We start from the raw sequence: 17,998 nt of genomic DNA on the forward strand, positions 1-17,998 counted from the left end.
AAATTTCGGAACGTCTGTTGCAGAACGGTTTCACAAGGTCGTGACGGGTCAAGCGAATCCGTCGCCGTCCTCGGCCAGAACGGCAACCGTCCAGTGACCAAGTCTCACGCGTTTGCGCCGCCGTCGATGGTCAATGCCGCGCCTGTCACGAAGCGTCCTTCGGGACCGGCAAGCCAGGCGACCATGCCGGCGATCTCGTCGGCCGTTCCGAAGCGAGGCATCGCCATCTTCTGGCGCTGATGCTCGGCGTGCGGGCCGGCTGCCGGATTCATGTCGGTATCGGTCGACCCCGGATGGACGACATTGGCGGTGATGCCGCGCGGACCGAGATCGCGGGCAAAGGCCTTGGTCAGGCCAACCAAGGCAGCCTTGCTGGCCGAATAAGCGCTCAGGCCGGCGTCGGTGGCACGCTCGGCCAGATTGCTGCCGATCGAGATGATCCGGCCACCCTCGCCCATATGTGCTGCTGCCGCCTTGACGGCGACGAACGGGGCCCTGAGGTTGACCGCCATCGTCTCATCGAAGTCGGCAAGCGACAGAGCATCGATCGGCGCAGCGCGCCAGATGCCGGCGCTGTTGACGAGGATGTCGAGCCGTCCGAAGGCTTTTGCTGCCTCATCGACTGCCGCCTCGATCGCCGCAGCATCGCGATTGTCGGCCTTGATGGCAAAGCCCCGGCCGCCGGCCGCCTCGATTTCCCTGACCACCGCGAGTGCCCTTTCCTCACCATTCACATAGGTGATCGCCACGCCTGCGCCGTCGGCCGCGAGCCTTCTTGCGATCGCCGCACCAATGCCGCGGCTGCCGCCGGTGACGAGGGCGGCCTTGCCGTTCAAGCTTCTGAATGACATCTGCTTCTCCATTTTGTAGTGATTGATACATAAATATCTGCCAGCCTTGCTGAACCACGTCAACTGAATTATGTATCGATCAATACAGAAAGGATACCATGCCGGAACGAGGCCGCCCCCGCACCTTCGATCGAGCCGCCGCCTTGCGGCGCGCAATGGAAGTGTTTTGGCTCAAGGGTTATGAGGGCGCGTCGATAAGCGATCTGACCGCTGCAATGGGCATCAACTCACCCAGCCTCTATGCCGCCTTCGGCAGCAAGGAAGCGCTGTTTCTCGAGGCAACCGAGCTTTACACGCGGGTCGAGGGAACCGAGATCTGGTCCGCGCTGGAAAAGGCGCCGACCGCGCGCCAGGCCGTCGAGCGGTTCCTGCGGCAGACTGCCAGGGCCTATTCACAGACCGGTCGTCCGCAAGGCTGCCTTATCGCGCTCGGCGCATTGCACCAGGACTCAAGCCGCGGCGCCATCTGTGATGATCTGCGCCGTCGCCGCGCCGAAAACCGCGAAGCCTTGCTGAGACGCTTCGAGCGTGGCGTGGCCGAAGGAGAGTTGCCGGCCGATTTCGACTGCGGTACGGCCGCGACCTTCTACGCCACCGTGCAGCACGGCATGTCGATCCAGGCGCGCGACGGCGCGTCGCGCTCGGCCCTTCTGGCGACGGTGGCCGGGGCAATGGCGGCTTGGATAGCGATGGCCGGCACCGGGGCGGCGTGACGATCGAACCCGGCAGACAAGAACAGACATTCAGATCACTGCAGAGACGGCTCCAGCCTGCCGGCAACGAAGCCAACGGCACGCTCCACCACACCCCTGTCGGCGAGAATTCGGCGGTGGCCGAGCCCGTCGGCCCAGTACAGCCGCACATGGTCTCCGGCGCGCGCGTAGAGCCTTGCATGATCGGCGGACACTTCGCGGTCGTCCGGCGCGTGGATCACCAGCGTCGGCAGTAGCGTGCTTGCCAGCTGGCGATCACCGGTAAACTCGTGCAACGGCCGGCCGGCGATACGCTCGACCCGGTCGGCCATGGCGACCTGCGAGCGCGAGCCGACATTCAGCATGCGACTGAAATCAGCAAAGATTGCCGGCAGGGAGCTCGGCGCAGCGATAAGCACCAGTCGCCCGGCCGCCAATCGCGGGATGTTCCTGATTGAACCGGCAACTGCATTGGCGGCAACGGCACCACCAAAGGAATGGCCGACGATCGCGGCAAACGGCCCGAACCATTCGCCGGCAACCCGTGCCGCATCGACCGCATTGACCAGGGTAAGCCGGCGGCCCTGCGACTGGCCGTGGCCCGGCAGGTCGAGCGAGACGACCTTATAGCCAGCATCGCGATAGGCCTCGATCAGCGTGCGCATGTATTCGGTGCGCGAACGCCAACCATGGATGACGAGCACGGTGCCGGCAGTGGCCCTGCCCGGCTCGGGCCGGAATTCATGCACCATGACGCAGCCGGTTCTGGTCTTTAGCCGGTGATGTCGTGCCTGGGTCATGAAATCGGCGGCGCGATCGATTGCGCGGCGCTCGCCTTCACTCAAGCTCTTCTCGTGCGGCGTGCGGCAGAACAGCTCGAATGCAGCGCGCCCGGTGAGTCGCGGTGCCACATGCTCAGCCACTCCGAACGTGCCGCGGATGACCTTCAGTCCAAATGATGCCATAGTGGCAATCCATTCATTGGTTCAAGCATGAACATAATAGTTCAAACATGAACATTAAGCAAGACCTGCCCTGGGACAACCCGCGCTTTCGCAACTGGGTGGCGGTGGCGCGCGCATGCCACGTGCTGGAACGCACCCTGGCGGTGAAGCTGGCGCCGCTCGACCTGAAGCCGGCGCAGCTCGACGTGCTGATGAACCTCTACCGTCATCCCGGCATGTCGCAGCACGACCTCGCTCGCCGGCTGCTGGTCGGTCGCTCCAACATCACCATGCTTTTGCCGCAGCTGGAGACGCGCGGCCTGCTGCGCCGCGAGGGCGACGAGAAGGACAAGCGCGTGCTGCGACTGACGTTGACCGAGGCCGGCGAGGCACTGCTGATGCAGGCGCTGAAGGTCCATATGGCGCTGATCGAGAAGGCGATGAGCCAATCGACGCCGGAACAATGCGACATGATCGGCGAACAGATGCGTAGGGTTGCCGAGGTTTTGAAGACCGCTTGACAGCCCAGTGCTCCACCAACAAGTGCTTCACCACATCGATTTTTTCGCGCGCTCCGGCCATTCCTTGTCGTAGACCTCGCCGTCGATGTTCTTGCGGCTAGTGATTTCCAGGATCTGGCCGGGAGTCGGCAGCGATCTCGGGTCGACATGCCTTGCCGGATTCCACAGCTCCGACCGGTGGATGGCGCGGGCGCACTGGAAATAGACCGCATCGACCTCGATGACCGTCACCGAGCGCGCCGGCTTGCCCTCGACTGCGAACGAGTCGCAGAGCGCGGCATCGGTGGTGATGTGGGCGCGGCCATTGACGCGCAGCGTCGTGCCGGAACCCGGCACCAGGAACAGGAGCGCGACGCGCGGATCGCGAAGGATGTTCCTTAGCGAATCGGCACGGTTGTTGCCGCGCCGGTCTGGCATCATCACCGTTTTCGGATCGTGGATGCGGACGAAGCCGGCGAGATCGCCGCGCGGCGAGCAGTCCAGCCCTTCAGGCCCGCAGGTTGCGAGCACGGCGAACGGCGAAGCCTCGATGATAGCTGCGTATTCGGGAATCAGCTGATCGAGTTCTTTGACCACCGACGCCCTCGCCAGGCAGGCCATAGAGCGTTTCGAGCTGTTCGACACTGGTGATCATGGACATGTTTTCGTCTCCAAAGCTTTGCCGGCGCTACTCCAGATGCATGACGTTTTCACGACATCGTGCCCGCTTGCCGGTCATCAGGAAACGGGTGTCGAGGCAACGCGAAGAAGGGCAAACCGCTTTCACCTACACAATCGCACCGACGGATACGGAGACCGAAAATGGATAAACCGCTCGACCGGCGACGCACCGCCATGGAACTTATTGAAAACATGTTCAATGTTGAAATGCGTTTCCTGCAATCAGGGTCGGAAAGCCTCGATGTGCTTGCCAGCGCATTCCATGCCGAGATTGTGGTGCATGAGCCGCAGTCCCTGCCCTATGCCGGTGACTGGAATGGCCTCGACGGCGTTGGCGCTCTTTTCCGCAACATGCGGGAAATCTGGAGCGACGTGGCGGTGGAGGATCTTCAAACCGCCCAGAACGATAACGTGGTGTTCATGAGCTGCATGCTTTCGCTGACGTCGCGAGCCACTGGTGCAACAATCATACAGCCGTTTGCCGAAGTCTTGCGCTTCAAGGATGACCGACTGATCGAAGGCACGCCGTTTTACTATGACACCGGCGAGATACTGGTGATCCTGCGCTGAGCATACCGCGAAACCATTCAGCGGTCGCGGCTCAGCCCCTTCTCTTCCAGCTCGGCGAGATAGGCGACCCAGCGTGCGTCCTTCTCATGACCCAGCGTATGCAGGTAGTTCCAGGTGAAGATACCGGTGTCGTGGAAATCGTCGAAGGTGATGCGCACGGCATAGTTGCCGACCGGCTCGATCTTCAGGATCGCCACATTGCGCTTGCCGGGAACGGTGACGCGCTGTTCGGGCGAATGGCCCTGCACCTCGGCCGATGGCGAGGCGACCCGCAGAAGCTCGGCCGGCAACTCGAACGGCTGATGTCCCGGAAAGGTCACGGAAAGCAGCTTGCGATCTTTCGAGACCCTGAGTTCCTTCGGCGCTGTCATGGTGGTGGATCCTGCGAAGAACCGCCCTTCCCTACGCCGCTTCGTGTCGAGGGAAAAGGCCGCATCGAAAGTTCCGACATGATCTGTCGGCGTCGGAATGTTACCGGAGATCGCGAGCTGATATCTTGAATGGCAAGTTGGCTCGTATCACATAGCTATATATAACGAAGCCGTTCACGGCCACGGGAAGCGTACAGCATGGATATGATCGATCCTTTCGGTCGCACGATCACCTACCTGCGCGTGTCGGTTACGGACCGCTGCGATTTTCGCTGCACCTATTGCATGGCCGAGGACATGACCTTCCTGCCCAAGAAGGACCTGCTGTCGCTGGAAGAGCTCGACCGGCTCTGCACGGTCTTCATCGAAAAGGGCGTGCGCAAGCTCCGCCTCACCGGCGGTGAGCCGCTGGTACGCAAGAACATCATGCATCTTGTGCGCCAGCTTTCGCGGCATCTCGAGAGCGGTGCGCTGGAAGAGCTGACGCTGACCACCAATGGATCGCAGCTTTCCCGCTTTGCCGCCGAGCTCGCCGACTGCGGCGTCAAACGCATTAACGTCTCGCTCGATACTCTCGATGCCGACAAATTTCGACAGATCACCCGCTGGGGCAATCTGGACAAGGTCATGGATGGCATCGACGCCGCGCAGGCGGCCGGGCTGAAGGTAAAGCTCAACGCGGTGGCGTTGAAGGACTTCAATGACGCCGAATTGCCGGACATGCTACGCTGGGCGCATGGCCGCGGCATGGATCTGACGGTCATCGAAACCATGCCGATGGGCGAGATCGATGCCGACCGCACCGATCAGTATTTGCCGCTGTCGCTGCTGCGTGCAGCACTCGAGCGCCAATTCACGCTGAGCGATATTCCCTACAAGACCGGTGGCCCGGCCCGCTACGTCCATGTCGCCGAGACCGGGGGGCGGCTGGGCTTCATCACGCCGATGACGCATAATTTCTGCGAAAGCTGCAACCGGGTCCGGCTGACCTGTACCGGCACCCTTTACATGTGCCTCGGCCAGGAAGATGCCGCAGACCTGCGCGCGCCACTGCGTGCGTCGGAAGGCAACGAGCTGGTCGCCGATGCCATCGACGAAGCAATCGACCGCAAGCCCAAAGGCCATGACTTCATCATCGATCGCCGCACCAACCGTCCGTCGGTGTCGCGGCATATGAGCGTCACCGGCGGCTGATTTTTAGCCGATTTCGTGCAAGAACAATCGCCTTGGTATCAGCGCGAGGCAAGGCGTGCAGCGGTTTCTTGTAGTCCTGACGTTTTTCGGAGTGATGGCGGGGACCGTGGCAGTTGCCGCGTCATTTACCTATACGAACGAGCGCTTCGGTACCGTCTGCACCTTTCCGGATGAAATCTTCACTCTTCGCCAGCCTGAGCCGGATAATGGTGATGGACAACAGTGGCTCACTGCTGATGGCGCCAGCCTGATCTGTTCAGGCATTCTCAATGTCGATGATGACACCCCGACAGCCTTCGTCTCCGCCGAGAGGGCCAGCAAGGAACCTGGCTACAGGATCACCTACAGCAAGACCGGCAAGGACTGGGCGGTGCTGTCGGGCATCAAAGGCGGGAACATCTTCTACGAACGCCGCCTGTTCGGAAAAGACGGTGTCATCCGCACGGTCTGGATCGACTACCCGCGAGCCCTGAAATCGAAATACGACCCGCTCGTCGATGCGATCGCCGGTAGCCTCAAGGGACCGTGAGCATCCGGCAACGTCAGAACTTATTCGCAGCCTATTGTTTTTGCTTGCGAGTCCCGGTTGTTGGCGCGTGTAGTCGTATCGTACGGCAAGCCATTGTTTGCCGCTGCCATTGGCCTGGAGGAAGTGTTGCTCGGCCACTTCGTGATTGTCGCCGTCCCTGGAAATGATGAAATCGGAGGCCGTGAATCGCCCTTCGACCTCGGGCCCGAAGCCGACGAAACCAAGCGGCTCGAAAAGCAGTGAAATCTTGCCGTCCTCCTCGCCACCAAAACTCCAGGCGGGCATGATCCCTGCCGGGAAACGGGTGTCCATGGAGACATACTTCCAGCGGCCCTCCACCCGGTCATAGCTCAAATAGGCTATCCGCTGGAAGTCCGGGCTTTTCGACCCGGGCGCCGGGCGCATCACCTCCTGCATGAAGGGGCCGATCATCGTACGTTCGGCCACCAGCCCGGTCATCACGATCGGCTGCGCACCGGGGGTTGGCCAGATCGTGTTGACGACGTTCCATTTCCCGATGCGGCGAGCGAGCTCATTCGCTTCGTGACCCGGCGTGGACATCCGTTCGACTGCCGACGCCGAAGCGCCGTTCTCGGCCAACGCAGGCGCTATCGCCATGAAGATGACCGCCAGTGCAGAAGAGAACCGGAAAGCCGACGAAACGTGCCGCCTGCTGCCTGTGCCAAGCCTGGCCGCATTGCCTCGTGCATTCGTCATGGACCACCTCCCCGGACAAGATCAGAGGCCTACAATGACCAATTTGGCGACTCTTGCCGAGCAAATTGATCTCGTCGAGAATTTTCCTCGAGCGGCAGTGTGATCGATTTGCTATCCGAACCGAACCTTTAAAAGGGCACCTTTCGGGGTCACACCCAGAAAAGGTCTTGTCCGCAAACGGTCACCGGATTTACCGCAAGCCCATTCGAGCCTAGCCTCTGCTCTGGAGCGGTTCTTCGCCCAGTGGGGGAATACGATATGCGCAAACTCATTCTTTCTCTTGCATTGCTCAGCCTCGCGGCCCTGCCCGCGGCGGCCCAGTCGATCGGCGGCACCTATGCCGTGGCCGGCACCAATTTCGATGGATCGTCCTATGGTGGCAACGCGACGATCACGCTGACCAGCGAGACGACCTGCACGATCCATTGGGAGACGGGCGGCTCGTCCTCGGACGGCATCTGCATGCGCAACGACGATGCCTTCTCCGCCGGTTATGTCATGGGCAAGGCGGTCGGTCTTGTCGTCTACAAGGTGCAGGACGACGGCTCGCTGCGTGGCCTGTGGACGATTGCCGGTAAGGAAGGCAACGGCACCGAGGTACTGACGCCCAAATAAGCCCTGCCGCTCTTGCGCGACAGATGTTACGGGCCATAGAAAAGGCTGTGGCCCAGCCCTTTGACGTTGCTGTTTTGCGGGTGCCTGCTAGACGCTTGCTGCAGGATTCACCCGGTAATCTGCCTTGCCTCTTTCGCCAAACCTGCGCGGCGCGTTGTTCATGATGGTGGCCATGGCTGGTTTCACCCTCAACGACGCTATCACCAAATTCTCGTCGGAATCGATGAACATGGCGCAGGTCATGCTGATCCGCGGCGCCTTCGCTTCGCTTTTCGTTGGCCTGCTTGCGTGGCAACGCGGCGCGCTTGCCCGGCCAGGTTCGATGCTGCAGCCGACCGTTGCGCTGCGCGTTGCCAGCGAGGCCGGCGCCACGGTGTCGTTCTTGGTTGCTCTGGCGCATCTTCCGATCGCCAATGTCTCCGCCGTGCTGCAGGCGCTGCCGCTGGCGGTAACGATGGGCGCAGCGCTTGTGTTCAACGAGGGCGTCGGCTGGCGGCGCTGGCTGGCTATTGCCGTCGGTTTTGCCGGCGTGCTGATCATCGTGCGGCCGGGCTTCGAAGGGTTCAGCGTCTTTTCTCTGCTGGCGCTGGCCAGCGTGGCATGCTGTGCGGTGCGCGATCTCGCCACCAAGCGGATACCGCAGGCAATTCCGACATTGCTGGTGTCGAGCGCCACCGCCCTTGCCATGACGTTTCTGGGCGCGGCATTGCTTTCACCGATGGGCGGTTGGACACCGATGACAGGACAAAGCACGGCGTTTCTGGCGCTGGCGGCAGTGCTCGTGCTCATCGGCTACCACTCCATCATCACGGCAATGCGGGTGGGCGATATCTCCTTCATCGCGCCGTTCCGTTACACCGCCCTGCTCTGGTCGATCCTGCTTGGCTTCACGATCTTCGGCGATGTCCCGGATCTGCCGATGATCGTCGGTGCCACGATCATCATCGCCTCAGGCCTCTATGCACTCTACCGCGAACGGATCGTCGGCCGGCGAAAAACAGCCGCCGAAAGCACTGGACCGGACATGGCGCCGGACGGCATATAGGATGACTGTCGACGACTGTCCGATTTGAAAACTGGATTTTGGTCATTGGGTCTAGGCAGCAAACGATGGGCCGACATATCGCAGGGATCATTCTGGCCGGCGGCCGATCGAGCCGGATGGGTGGCGGCGACAAGACCCTGCTTGCGCTTGGCGACGGCACCCTGCTCGACCGTGTCGTTTCGCGCCTTGGCCCGCAGGTCGGCCCGCTTGCGCTAAACGCCAATGGCGATCCGACACGGTTTGCCGCGACGGGGCTTCCGGTGCTTGCCGACACCGTCAAAGGTTATGCCGGGCCGCTTGCCGGGATACTGACCGGCCTCGAATGGGCTTCCGACACGGCCTGCCAGGCGCTGGTCACGGCTGCCGGCGATACGCCTTTCCTGCCCAAGGACATGGTCGAGCGGCTGCTCGCGGCAGCCTATGCGCGCCCGGGCTCTATCGCGGTCTCCTGTTCCGGCGGAAAACGACATCCGACCTTTGCACTGTGGCCGCTAGGGTTAGATCAGGCCTTGCGACAATTTCTCGTCGAGGAAGACAACCGGCGCGTTGCGGCGTTCATCGACCGGCACGGTTTTGTCGAGGTGGAATTTCCCATCCTGAAATCCGGCGGAGCCGAGATCGATCCGTTCTTCAACATCAACACTCCCGACGACCTTGCCCAGGCCGCGCATCTGTTGCAGAGCATCGAGCCATGAAAAGACGTATCTTTGGCATCACCGGCTGGAAGAACTCCGGCAAGACGACATTGACCGAAAAGCTGGTGGCCGAGCTCGTCCGGCGCGGCTGGAAAGTGTCGACGGTAAAACACGCCCATCATGATTTCGACATCGACAAACCCGGAGCGGACAGCTTTCGCCACCGGCAGGCGGGAGCGATGGAGGTCGCGGTCGTGTCGGGCAGGCGCTGGGCGCTGATGCACGAATTGCGCGGCGAGGACGAGCCGACGCTGGACGCGATCCTGTCACGGCTGGCACCCTCCGATATCGTGCTGGTCGAGGGTTACAAGCGCGAGGCGCACAAGAAAATCGAGACGCGACGGCTCGAGGCCAAGGACCGGACACCGCTCTCTGCAGCCGATCCACACATTGTCGCCATCGCCTCCGACTTCCACGTTGTCGGCGAAGACCTGCCGGCCTTTGATCTCGACGACACGAATTCGATAGCTGACTTCATCGAGCGCGCCACCGGCCTGACGCGCTGAGATCGCGGCCGCAGGGGGTTCCGGCCACTTTCTCTCCATCTAGGCGTTTGACCCAGCGTCACCGTTTTCTGAACATGACCTTCCCTCAAGCGACGGTTTTTGCAGTTGCTTTTTCTTGGGAAACAATGGGAGTATCGCGCCAGCGGGCGGTCAAAAGCACCGCCCACAGAGCCGTTCGGGAACGACGGCCGGGACCAACAGAGAGGACCATTATGCGTATTGCACTGCGTATCGCGCTCGCCGCTTCGGCTGCGCTGCTGACGCTTGGCGTTGCCCAGGCCCAGGAAAAAACCTTGAGGATCGGCACCGAGGGAGCGTATCCGCCATTCAACAACCTCACCGCCGACGGCCAACTCGTGGGCTTTGATATCGACATCGCCAAGGCGCTGTGCGACGAGATGAAGGTGAAGTGCACCTTCGTCGCGCAGGACTGGGACGGCATCATTCCAGCCCTTCAGGCAGGCAAGTTCGACGCCATCGTCGCGTCGATGTCGATCACGCCGGAACGCGCCGAGAAGGTCGACTTCACCCACAAATATTACAATACGCCGCCGGCGATCGCCGCGCCCAAGGACACCGACATCAAGGGTGTCACCAAGGAAGATTTGGCCGGCAAGACGATCGGCGTGCAGGCGTCCACCACGCATTTCAACTATTCGACCAAGACTTATACCGAAAGCACGGTCAAGCCGTACCCGACCGCACAGGAATACCAGCTCGATCTGGCCAATGGTCGGCTCGATGCCGCCAATGACGACGTCGTCGTGCTGCAGCAATGGCTGGATTCGCCGGACGGCGCCTGCTGCAAGCTGGTCGGCACAATCAAGCCGGTTATCGAAATCCACGGTCCGGGCGCCGGCATTGCCGTGCGCAAGGGCGAGACCGACCTCGTCAACAAGTTCAATGCGGCGATCGACGCCATCCGCGCAAACGGAAAGTACAAGGAAATCAACGACAAATACTTCAAATATGATGTTTATGGCGGCGAATCCTGATCGACCGACATAGGAAGACGTGAACGGCGGGAGATTCCCGCCGTTCTTATAAGGTTGCCGCGCACCAGGGGTGATGCGGTACGGGTCTCAAAGAGCCTCAAGGAGAACAGGCAGGCGGATGCAGAGCGCACTGACGCTTCTCAGTTGGGGACCCGAAGGCTGGCTCGACGATATCGCTGCGGGTGTATTTGTTACGGTATGTCTTGCGCTGGCCACTCTGCCCTTCGGGCTGACGCTCGGCTTTTTCGTGGCGCTGGCCAAACAGTCGGAAGAGCCGTCGCTGAGACTGGCCGGGAACATCTACACCACGATTTTTCGCGGAATACCCGAGCTGCTCACGCTGTTTCTGATCTTCTTCGGCATCCCATTGATCCTGCAGTACTTTGTCCGGCTGGTGAGCCCCGGAACGTCCGCCGACGTCAACAGCTTCGTCGCCGGTATGATCGCGCTGTGCTTCATTTTTTCCTCTTATTCCAGCGAGGTGTTTTTATCCGCGTTCCGCGCCATTCCAAAAGGGCAATATGAGGGAGGCTATTCGGTTGGCCTGTCCAGCGGCCAGACTATGCGGCTGATCGTGCTGCCGCAGTTGATCCGCATCGCGTTGCCCGGACTTGCCAATCTCTGGCTTATCCTGCTCAAGGACACCGCCCTCGTCTCGGCCGTCGGCCTCAACGAGATCCTCCGCCAGAGCGGGGTTGCCGCTCGCGTCACCAAGCACGCGTTCCTGTTTTACGGTTTTGCCGGCCTGATCTATCTCCTGCTGGCGATCGTCTCCTCCTTCGGCATCAACGCGATCGAACGAGCGGTCGGCGGCAGCGAGGTCAAGAGATGAGCCTTGCCACCGACGCGCTGAAGGTCGACCGGCCGCCGCCGCCCGCACGCGGCTGGTCGCGCCAACGCATCCTCGGCCATGTCCTGGTCGGCCTGTGGATCGCTCTCGGCATTGGCATGGTCGTCTACCTGGTCGCTGCGTGGAACCCGGAGTTCTTCCAGAAATATGCACCCGGTTACATATCCGGCCTCGGCATCACCCTGTTGCTGGTTGCCATCTCGATTGTGCTTGGCGCGATCCTGTCGGTACCGATCGCCTATGCACGCATGTCGAAGAACCCGATCCTTTCGGGGTTCGCCTATGCCTATGTCTATTTCTTTCGCGGCACGCCGCTGTTGGCGCAGACCTTCCTGGTCTACTACGGGGTCGGCTCCTTCCGGCCGGAGCTCGAGATGGTCGGACTATGGGGCTTCTTCCGCGAAGCGTTCAACTGCGCGATCTTCGCCTTTTCGCTGAATACGGCCGCGTACCAGGCCGAGATCTTGCGTGGCGCGATCGAGAGCGTGCCGCGGGGCCAATGGGAAGGTGCCGCCTCGCTCGGCCTGCATAAACTACAGACGATGTGGAAAATCATCCTGCCGCAGGCGTTGATTGTGGCGCTGCGCCCCTATGGCAACGAGATCATCCTGATGATCAAGGGCTCGGCAATCGTCGCCATCATCACGGTCTACGATTTGATGGGGATTACAAAGCTCACCTATGCGCGCACGTTCGAGTTCCAGTCGTATATCTGGGCGGCGATCATCTATCTGGTCATCGTTGAAACACTGCGCCACGGCGTTGAGTGGATCGAACGCCGCATCACCATCCATCTGCACCGCTGACTCCCATCGCCTTGTCTGATCCGGTAAGAAGACCGCAAAGCAGGCTTCTAAGGGATTCGAAAACATGGCTTCGGTGGCATTTCTCGGTCTTGGCGTCATGGGCCATCCGATGGCCGGGCATCTCAAGAATAAGGGTGGTCACGACGTCACCGTCTACAACCGCACCAGGGCGAAGGCCGAGCAGTGGGTTGCCCAGTATGGCGGCAGCCTCGCCGCGACGCCAGCCGAGGCGGCCGAGGGCAAGGATTTCGTCTTTTCCTGCGTCGGCAATGACGACGACCTGCGCTCGGTGACGACCGACGCCGGAGGCGCCTTCAATTCCATGATGAAAGGCGCCATCTTCATCGACAACACCACCGCATCGGCCGAGGTCGCGCGCGAACTGGCGCAGCAGGCGCAAGCGCTCGGCTGTTCGTTCCTCGACGCCCCGGTCTCCGGCGGTCAGGCAGGCGCCGAGAACGGCATGCTGACCGTGATGGTCGGCGGCGAGCCCGACGCCTTCGACAGGGCGAAGCCTGTCATAGATGCTTATGCCCGCATGGTCGGATTGATGGGACCGGCCGGGGCTGGCCAGCTCACCAAGATGATCAACCAAATCTGCATCGCCGGCCTCGTTCAGGGCCTGGCCGAGGGCATTCATTTCGGCAAGAAGGCTGGGCTCGACATCGAAAAGGTCATCGAGGTGATTTCCAAGGGTGCGGCCGGTTCCTGGCAGATGGAGAACCGGCACAAGACGATGAATGCCGGCAAATATGATTTCGGCTTCGCCGTCGACTGGATGCGCAAGGATCTTGGCATCTGCCTCGCCGAGGCCGACCGCAACGGCGCCAAACTGCCGGTGACGGCACTCGTCGACCAGTTCTACAAGGACGTGCAGGCGATGGGCGGCAAGCGCTGGGACACGTCCTCGCTGCTGGCGCGGCTGGAGAAATAGGATTTCGCCGTGGCCGAGCTTTCGCCTCAATCCAGCGCCGATGAAATTGTCGCTCATCTGCGCTCGATCGCCTCGGAGGAAAATCGACTTGGCATGCTGCGCTACGGCATCAAGATCGAACGTGCGCTCGGTATCTCGCATGGCGTGCAGCGGCAGATTGCCAAGAAAATCAAGCGCAACCATGAGCGTGCCTTTGAGCTTTGGCAGACAGGCATCATGGAGGCGCAGTTCATCGCTTCCGTGACAGCCGATCCGGAGCGGTTCTCCGCCGCGGATGCAAGACGATGGGCGGCGACTTTCGACTCGTGGGATATCGTCGACGGGGTCTCCGATCTCTTTGTCGATACGGATTGCTGGAAGGAATTGATCGCCGAATTCGCGGTCGACGAACGGGAATTTGTTCGACGCACGGCTTTTGCGATGATGGCCTGGTCGGTGGTCCACCGGAAGAAGGAACCCGAGACGACCTTCCTCGAATTCCTGCCGATCATCGAAGCGCATGCGACCGACGGCCGCAATTTTGTGAAGAAGGCCGTGAACTGGGCGCTTCGTTCGATCGGCAAGCGATCGATGAATTTGCACGGCCATGCCCTTGCCGTGGCGCTAAAACTGGCGGCCTCGACAGACAGGACTGCTCGCTGGATCGGCAAGGATGCCGTGAAGGAACTTTCCGATGCCAAGACGCTCGAACGGCTCGCCGCCAGAAAAGCTTGACCTGAGCGAAGTGCGCTTCACGGAGGTGACGCAATCGACGCGCGCCGATTTCGAAAACCTGTTCGAGCAACCCGGCGGGCCGAAATACTGCTGGTGTATGGCTTGGCGCAATCTCGACCGCCGCGAGCATGTCGAGAACGACGAGAAGAAACGCGCGATGATGGCGCTGATCGACGCCGGCACACCGGTCGGCATTGTCGCCCAGTTCGATGGCCGGACCGTCGGCTGGTGCTTGGTCGCGCCGCGCCAGACCTACCGCAAGTTGTCACGGCAGCAGGACGACCGCGAGGCCGGGATCTGGTCGATCGTCTGCTTCTTTGTGCCGAGAGCGTTGCGCGGCGGCGGGCTGGCAAGCGCATTGCTTGATGCAGCCATCGATCACGTCTTTGCCAAAGGTGCCACGACGATCGAGGCTTATCCGGTCGACCAGGCATCGCCGAGCTACAGCTTCATGGGTTTTCGCGACATGTTCGTCGCCCGCGGCTTTCGCGAGATCGGCATGACCGGCTCGCGCCGGCATGTCATGCGGCTTGAACGTTGACCTTGGCGACAGCGGCAGCTTTACTTGCTGGCATAGGCCGCAGATCAAGGCTCAGCAGTGGAGCAGGAATGAAAAACCGTCTCAAGTCAGGCGCGACGCTGGCAGCCGCAGTGTTCGCCTCTGTTGTCGCAGGCAACGCTTGCGCCGGGACGATGCATATTTTCTGGAAGGATCTGCGCCCGGCGAGCCAGGCAGCCGCCGAAAGCGTCGGGCTGCCGATGATCGCGGCCAAAATGCCGGATCATGGCGAAACGCTGTCACTCAACTTGCAGGACAAGACCGTACAACTCGCGGGCTATGCACTGCCGGTCGATCGCGACGGTGATCTCGTCTACCAATTCCTGCTGGTGCCCTGGACGGGGGCCTGCAGCCATATGCCGACGCCGCCGCCCAACCAGATCGTCCTCGTTACGCCTGCCCAACCCTACCGGATGTCTGAGGCCTACCAGCCGGTTTCGGTGACCGGCGCCTTGCAGCCCGGCATGGAGAAGAGTCAGCTTTTTATCCTTGACGGTGTAAGTGTCATCCAGTCGGGCTACGCTGTGCGCAAGGCCGAGGTGGTCGACGTCGGCACCGTGCCGGACACGATCACGCTGCCGGTCAACTCGCCCTGGACTTTCCTCAACAAAAAGAAAAACTAAGCAGAAAAATCTCAGGCGGCGTTGGCGCCGGACTCCTTGTCGAGCACCATGTAATCCAGCGGCATCTCGGTCGTGTATTTGATCTGCTCCATGGCAAAGGAAGACGACACGTCGCGGATCTCGATCTTGGCGATCAGCCGCTTATAGAAGGCGTCGTAGGCGGCGATGTCGGGCACCACGACGCGCAAGAGATAGTCGACGTCGCCGCTCATGCGGTAGAATTCGACCACTTCCGGGAATTCCTGGATGACCTCCGAAAAGCGCCGCAGCCATTCATGGCTGTGCGAATTGGTGCGGATCGAGACGAACACCGTCACCCGCACATTGACCTTTTCATGATCGAGGATGGCAACGCGCCGCTTGATGACGCCCTCTTCTTCGAGCTTCTGGATGCGCCGCCAGCACGGCGTCGTCGACAGGCCGACCTTCTTGGCGACGTCGGCGACTGCAAGCGTCGCATCCTCCTGCAGGAGGCGGAGAATTTTTCTATCGAGGCGGTCCATTGGGTGCTCCCCTGACGCAAATCGTCAAAATGCGCGGCTTTGGCACAACGACATGCATGAAAACAAGAATTTAACGCGCGTCCCGTCATGCGACGCGCTTCGAGGAATAGATTACCATATTCCCTCTTGTTCAAGCCTATTACAAGAAAGAAATTCTGTTTAATAGCGCAAAAGCGAGTGATTTCTTGCTGAACGCTTAGCCGAGGCGATAGCGGATTTCCGATCTCAGAAAGGGCAGCAAATCCATTTCAAACCAGGGATTGCGCTTCAGCCAGCCGGTGTTGCGCCAGGACGGGTGCGGCAGCGGCACGATCTTCGGGTCAGTCGACGCTGCACAGATGGCGCGCCAGTCCATGACTGTTTCTGTCAGCGAGGGACGGCGCGCCGCGCCCATATGCCAGCTTTGGGCGTAGATGCCGATCGTCAGTACCAGATCGACTTGCGGCATCAGCGCCATCAGCAATGCGCGCCAGGCCGGCGCACATTCGCGGCGCGGCGGCAGGTCGGCGCCCTTGGCGTCCTGACCGGGAAAGCAAAAACCCATCGGCACGATGGCAAACTTGTCCGTATCATAGAATTCCTCGCTGCCGACGCCCAGCCAGCTTCGCAGCCGGTCGCCGGAGGCGTCGGTGAACGGCATTCCTGTGATGTGGACCTTGGTACCCGGCGCCTGGCTGGCGATCAGGATGCGGGCGCTCGACGATGGCCGGAGCACCGGACGCGGCTGGTGCGGCAACGGCCTGCCGGCTGGCTTATCGACGCAGATGCGGCAGGCACGCACCCTCGCCGCCAGGGCTTCCAACTGTTCGCTCATTTGGGACTCGTTATCAGGCGGCGGCACTCGGCCGGCTGGAGATTTCCCGATGCCAGCGCAGCACGTTGGTGCACTCTTCGGGTACCTTGATGCGAGCCGGCTTCATGAAATCGATGGCGACCAGCCCGGTGATGTCAGCGATCGAATAGGCATCGCCGGCGACGAATTCCCTGCCGGCGAGCTCAGTGTCCAGAAATCTCAGGAATTCGACCGCCTTCGGCTTGTTGGCCTCGCCCCATTCGGGGATTTGCGGGATCTCCCATTCCCTCATTGCGGGGTGGATGTGCCGGAAGGCCGCGGCGACGCAGCCGAACAAATTGAACTCCAGACGTCTTTGCCACATCTCGACGATTGCCTTGCCGAGCGCCCCATGCCCGAACAAAGCCGGCTCGGGGTGCAGTTCCTCGAAGTAACGACAGATTGCGACGGATTCGGTGATGATGGTGCCGTCATCGAGCTCGAGCACCGGCAGACGCTTCAGCGGATTGCGCGAGCTGACCGGCTGCTCTTTGTGCTCCAGCGCGCCCATGTCGACGGGCATCAGCGGAACCTGAAGTCCCTTTTCGGCCAGAAAAATCCGAACCCGACGTGGATTGGGCGCGCGCCCGCCGTCGAACAGCTTCATCTCCATCCTCCTCGTCCGTCCCGACGAACTATAAGCACAACTCACCAGAAGCGAAAAATTTCACGCAGGGCATCGCCGATCGACGCCAAGGTGCCGTGCTTTCTTTCGACCAGCTCATGGCCGTGGCTCTCGCGCCAGTTCTTCGGCTCGTCGAAAGTTCCGCCCCAGATGCCGGCTTTGTCCGCGCGCGCAGCAGCTTCCTCGGTCTCGAAATCGCCAAAGGCGACCGCCCAGCCGGCCTCGACCTGTGCGCGGTTGAGATCCTTGCCGCCGGCCTTGCAGTCGCCGAGCAGCCTGCCGTAGCGGTCGCGCTGCCAGCCGCTGCAGGAGACCGCTTTGCCGGCTATCAACCGAACCAGGGATTGCCGCGCGAGCTTGCCGCAAGGATAGTCGGCACCGTCCCTGCGGCAGATTTGCGAATATTCCGGCGCATCGATGCCACGCATGCGGATGCGCTCGCTGCCGAGCGTGATGCTATCGCCGTCATTGACGGTGGCCGCGCCCTCCGTCTTGCGCGTCTCCACCCGGTCGAGGCGCGCCGCCAGGAGGATCAGCAGGCCGAGCACGATGAGTGTCAGCCCATAGTCCATCAGTCGGCGCCCCAGGGTTCGCGGACGCGGCGCATAGTATCGCTGGCGCGGCCATCGCGACCACGAACGGCTCAT

At 61.3% G+C, this 17,998-nt stretch carries 22 protein-coding genes and 2 pseudogenes; 15 read left to right on the forward strand and 9 right to left on the reverse strand.

From position 1 onward, the window contains the following. Nucleotides 1-104: 104 nt before the first annotated feature. A complete protein-coding gene (locus NKJ72_RS18805) occupies nucleotides 105-851 on the reverse strand; it encodes a 3-oxoacyl-ACP reductase family protein (RefSeq protein ID WP_352478866.1) in 747 nt (248 codons plus the stop codon). 98 nt (nucleotides 852-949) lie between these two features. Here NKJ72_RS18805 and NKJ72_RS18810 point away from each other — a divergent pair, with 98 nt between their 5' ends. Further along, nucleotides 950-1,564 carry a TetR/AcrR family transcriptional regulator gene (locus tag NKJ72_RS18810; RefSeq protein WP_352478867.1) on the forward strand — a complete coding sequence of 205 codons (615 nt, stop codon included), beginning with the start codon at nucleotides 950-952 and terminating at the stop codon, nucleotides 1,562-1,564. A gap of 35 nt (nucleotides 1,565-1,599) precedes the next feature. Here the strand turns inward: NKJ72_RS18810 and NKJ72_RS18815 are convergent, their stop codons facing one another. Then, on the reverse strand, nucleotides 1,600-2,508 hold the full coding sequence (locus NKJ72_RS18815; protein WP_352478868.1) for an alpha/beta hydrolase: 909 nt from the start codon (nucleotides 2,506-2,508) through the stop codon (nucleotides 1,600-1,602). A gap of 47 nt (nucleotides 2,509-2,555) precedes the next feature. On the opposite strand from NKJ72_RS18815, the gene NKJ72_RS18820 reads away from it, so the two are divergent. Beyond that, nucleotides 2,556-3,008 (forward strand): MarR family winged helix-turn-helix transcriptional regulator, encoded by a 453-nt coding sequence (locus NKJ72_RS18820; RefSeq protein WP_254817243.1) that lies wholly within the window; start codon nucleotides 2,556-2,558, stop codon nucleotides 3,006-3,008. A gap of 27 nt (nucleotides 3,009-3,035) precedes the next feature. Here the strand turns inward: NKJ72_RS18820 and NKJ72_RS18825 are convergent. Beyond that, nucleotides 3,036-3,648, reverse strand: a pseudogene (locus NKJ72_RS18825) (pyridoxamine 5'-phosphate oxidase family protein). 161 nt (nucleotides 3,649-3,809) lie between these two features. Here NKJ72_RS18825 and NKJ72_RS18830 point away from each other — a divergent pair. Next, entirely contained in the window at nucleotides 3,810-4,238 is a 429-nt protein-coding gene (locus tag NKJ72_RS18830) for a nuclear transport factor 2 family protein (protein WP_352478869.1), read from the forward strand. A 17-nt stretch (nucleotides 4,239-4,255) separates the two neighbouring features. Here NKJ72_RS18830 and NKJ72_RS18835 read toward each other — a convergent pair whose 3' ends face one another. Further along, on the reverse strand, nucleotides 4,256-4,609 hold the full coding sequence (locus tag NKJ72_RS18835) for a gamma-butyrobetaine hydroxylase family protein (RefSeq protein ID WP_352478870.1): 354 nt from the start codon (nucleotides 4,607-4,609) through the stop codon (nucleotides 4,256-4,258). Nucleotides 4,610-4,807: 198 nt separating this feature from the next. Here NKJ72_RS18835 and moaA point away from each other — a divergent pair, with 198 nt between their 5' ends. Continuing rightward, nucleotides 4,808-5,803: a GTP 3',8-cyclase MoaA gene (gene moaA / locus NKJ72_RS18840; protein ID WP_352478871.1), complete on the forward strand. Its 996-nt coding sequence runs from the start codon at nucleotides 4,808-4,810 to the stop codon at nucleotides 5,801-5,803. Nucleotides 5,804-6,059: 256 nt separating this feature from the next. On the opposite strand, the gene NKJ72_RS18845 is transcribed toward moaA, so the two are convergent. Further along, nucleotides 6,060-7,049, reverse strand: a complete 990-nt coding sequence (locus tag NKJ72_RS18845; protein ID WP_352478872.1) for a hypothetical protein — start codon at nucleotides 7,047-7,049, stop codon at nucleotides 6,060-6,062. A 258-nt stretch (nucleotides 7,050-7,307) separates the two neighbouring features. Here NKJ72_RS18845 and NKJ72_RS18850 point away from each other — a divergent pair, with 258 nt between their 5' ends. The 11 genes and pseudogenes from NKJ72_RS18850 (at nucleotide 7,308) to NKJ72_RS18900 (ending at nucleotide 15,391) form a co-directional block, all read left to right on the forward strand. Next, nucleotides 7,308-7,664 (forward strand): hypothetical protein, encoded by a 357-nt coding sequence (locus NKJ72_RS18850; RefSeq protein WP_352478873.1) that lies wholly within the window; start codon nucleotides 7,308-7,310, stop codon nucleotides 7,662-7,664. A gap of 124 nt (nucleotides 7,665-7,788) precedes the next feature. Beyond that, entirely contained in the window at nucleotides 7,789-8,709 is a 921-nt protein-coding gene (locus tag NKJ72_RS18855) for a DMT family transporter (RefSeq protein WP_352478874.1), read from the forward strand. A 65-nt stretch (nucleotides 8,710-8,774) separates the two neighbouring features. Further along, complete coding sequence (gene mobA / locus NKJ72_RS18860; protein ID WP_352478875.1) at nucleotides 8,775-9,404, forward strand: molybdenum cofactor guanylyltransferase MobA; 630 nt, start codon at nucleotides 8,775-8,777, stop codon at nucleotides 9,402-9,404. Then, nucleotides 9,401-9,910, forward strand: a complete 510-nt coding sequence (gene mobB, locus NKJ72_RS18865; RefSeq protein WP_352478876.1) for a molybdopterin-guanine dinucleotide biosynthesis protein B — start codon at nucleotides 9,401-9,403, stop codon at nucleotides 9,908-9,910. Before mobA ends, mobB begins: the two co-directional genes overlap by 4 nt. Nucleotides 9,911-10,122: 212 nt before the next feature. Then, nucleotides 10,123-10,905: an ABC transporter substrate-binding protein gene (locus NKJ72_RS18870; RefSeq protein ID WP_254817255.1), complete on the forward strand. Its 783-nt coding sequence runs from the start codon at nucleotides 10,123-10,125 to the stop codon at nucleotides 10,903-10,905. 118 nt (nucleotides 10,906-11,023) lie between these two features. Next, entirely contained in the window at nucleotides 11,024-11,737 is a 714-nt protein-coding gene (locus NKJ72_RS18875) for an ABC transporter permease (RefSeq protein WP_254817256.1), read from the forward strand. Beyond that, nucleotides 11,734-12,561 carry an ABC transporter permease gene (locus tag NKJ72_RS18880; RefSeq protein ID WP_352478877.1) on the forward strand — a complete coding sequence of 276 codons (828 nt, stop codon included), beginning with the start codon at nucleotides 11,734-11,736 and terminating at the stop codon, nucleotides 12,559-12,561. The genes NKJ72_RS18875 and NKJ72_RS18880 overlap by 4 nt, the downstream gene beginning before the upstream one ends. 58 nt (nucleotides 12,562-12,619) lie before the next feature. Beyond that, nucleotides 12,620-13,495: pseudogene (locus NKJ72_RS18885) on the forward strand (NAD(P)-dependent oxidoreductase); the annotation flags it as partial. Between the two features lie 9 nt (nucleotides 13,496-13,504). Beyond that, complete coding sequence (locus NKJ72_RS18890; protein ID WP_352478878.1) at nucleotides 13,505-14,209, forward strand: DNA alkylation repair protein; 705 nt, start codon at nucleotides 13,505-13,507, stop codon at nucleotides 14,207-14,209. Then, nucleotides 14,169-14,750, forward strand: a complete 582-nt coding sequence (locus tag NKJ72_RS18895; protein WP_352478879.1) for a GNAT family N-acetyltransferase — start codon at nucleotides 14,169-14,171, stop codon at nucleotides 14,748-14,750. The genes NKJ72_RS18890 and NKJ72_RS18895 overlap by 41 nt, the downstream gene beginning before the upstream one ends. 68 nt (nucleotides 14,751-14,818) lie before the next feature. Further along, nucleotides 14,819-15,391 (forward strand): DUF3299 domain-containing protein, encoded by a 573-nt coding sequence (locus NKJ72_RS18900; protein WP_352478880.1) that lies wholly within the window; start codon nucleotides 14,819-14,821, stop codon nucleotides 15,389-15,391. A gap of 11 nt (nucleotides 15,392-15,402) precedes the next feature. On the opposite strand, the gene NKJ72_RS18905 is transcribed toward NKJ72_RS18900, so the two are convergent. From NKJ72_RS18905 to NKJ72_RS18920, 4 genes are all read right to left on the reverse strand, one after another. Next, nucleotides 15,403-15,894, reverse strand: a complete 492-nt coding sequence (locus NKJ72_RS18905; protein ID WP_006333679.1) for an Lrp/AsnC family transcriptional regulator — start codon at nucleotides 15,892-15,894, stop codon at nucleotides 15,403-15,405. A 196-nt stretch (nucleotides 15,895-16,090) separates the two neighbouring features. After that, on the reverse strand, nucleotides 16,091-16,708 hold the full coding sequence (locus tag NKJ72_RS18910; RefSeq protein WP_502901863.1) for a uracil-DNA glycosylase family protein: 618 nt from the start codon (nucleotides 16,706-16,708) through the stop codon (nucleotides 16,091-16,093). A 13-nt stretch (nucleotides 16,709-16,721) separates the two neighbouring features. After that, the gene (locus NKJ72_RS18915; RefSeq protein WP_352478881.1) at nucleotides 16,722-17,333 is read right to left on the reverse strand and encodes a glutathione S-transferase; all 612 of its coding nucleotides are present in this window, start codon (nucleotides 17,331-17,333) and stop codon (nucleotides 16,722-16,724) included. Between the two features lie 41 nt (nucleotides 17,334-17,374). Beyond that, the gene (locus tag NKJ72_RS18920) at nucleotides 17,375-17,998 is read right to left on the reverse strand and encodes a thermonuclease family protein (RefSeq protein WP_352478882.1); all 624 of its coding nucleotides are present in this window, start codon (nucleotides 17,996-17,998) and stop codon (nucleotides 17,375-17,377) included.

Source organism: Mesorhizobium sp. M0045, from assembly GCF_040323385.1.
In the GTDB taxonomy this organism is placed as follows: Bacteria; Pseudomonadota; Alphaproteobacteria; order Rhizobiales; family Rhizobiaceae; genus Mesorhizobium.